Origin of the sequence: Roseburia sp. OM02-15, from assembly GCF_003481835.1 — a bacterium.
In the GTDB taxonomy this organism is placed as follows: Bacteria; Bacillota; Clostridia; order Lachnospirales; family Lachnospiraceae; genus Eubacterium_I; species Eubacterium_I ramulus_A.
The window spans coordinates 303-1,367 of sequence record NZ_QULX01000053.1; the positions used below are offsets into that span (position 1 = coordinate 303).

1 protein-coding gene and 1 tRNA gene are annotated in these 1,065 nt (G+C 35.5%); both read right to left on the reverse strand.

The window, feature by feature from the left end:
• Positions 1-330: 330 nt before the first annotated feature.
• Entirely contained in the window at positions 331-744 is a 414-nt protein-coding gene (locus tag DXB15_RS16760; protein WP_109216269.1) for a DUF4190 domain-containing protein, read from the reverse strand.
• A gap of 176 nt (positions 745-920) precedes the next feature.
• A tRNA-Trp gene (locus tag DXB15_RS16765) sits at positions 921-993 on the reverse strand.
• Positions 994-1,065: the final 72 nt, after the last annotated feature.

Below are 1,065 nucleotides of genomic sequence, written 5' to 3' on the forward strand. Positions count from 1 at the left end.
ATTTTTCGCCTGCTCTTGACATGCAAATTTATAGCTGATATATATAAAACAAGAGCGAACAGCTCACAAGATGAACAATTCGCTCTTACTTATCATAGAAGATTCTTATTTACAGACTTTTCTTCATAGTCTCATAAAGAAACTCGCTTTTATAAATATTGTAATGTGATACCTTTTACGATTTCTTCTAAAGTATTAATTATAATGCAAACTTCAAATGTCCTTTGACATTTGTTCTACTATTTTTACATACCCTCCAAAAAAGACATTCCGTTTTCCAACAGAATGTCTTTTTCTTTTCATCGCTCTATTCAGTTTTAACGAAACTTCTTATAATTCATTCAGCATCGTATCCCAGCCCGGTGTAGATATCACTGTAACACCCACTACGATCAGAATAATCGTAATCACAATGGAGATAATACCTAAAACAATACCAGCGATCGCCATACCTTTGTGGCTCTGATGTTTTGCTATATGAACAATACCAAAAATCAATGACAAAATGCCAGTAACGATGTTGATCATTGTACATGATAATACGATAGAAATAATTCCAAGTACCAGAGATGCGATTGCAAATCCTGCCGGCTCCTGCGGTGGAACATTTCTGTATGCATCCTGATACTGCTGCGTATATTGATCATTTACGCTCCCTGTATTCTGTGGCGGCGGTGTCTGTCCATACTGATATGGTTCCCCATATTGATACGGTTCCGTTTTTTTGTTTTCCTCGTCGTACATCCGTTTTCTCCTTTATCTCTGTTGTTTTTTACTATCATACACTAAATTACTCATTTTGAAAAGGCAGAAAACACAGATTCTTATTGCTCACAGAAGATTCTTGCACATTATTTCAAATATTTACTTTTACAGACAAAAAAACACTGAAAAGCATTTCTACTTTTCAGTGTTAACTACAGGGACAGAAGGACTCGAACCCTCGACATTTGGTTTTGGAGACCAACGTTCTACCAACTGAACTATATCCCTATATTAAATTGAAGATATATACCTTCAAAACTTCACACAGAAATCCGATTCATTTCAACCTTTTGGTCAAGC

Coding starts and splice junctions, on each gene's coding strand:
- DXB15_RS16760 (WP_109216269.1), bottom strand. CDS start 744: ATGTACGACGAGGAAAACAAAAAAACGGAACCGTATCAATATGGGGAA.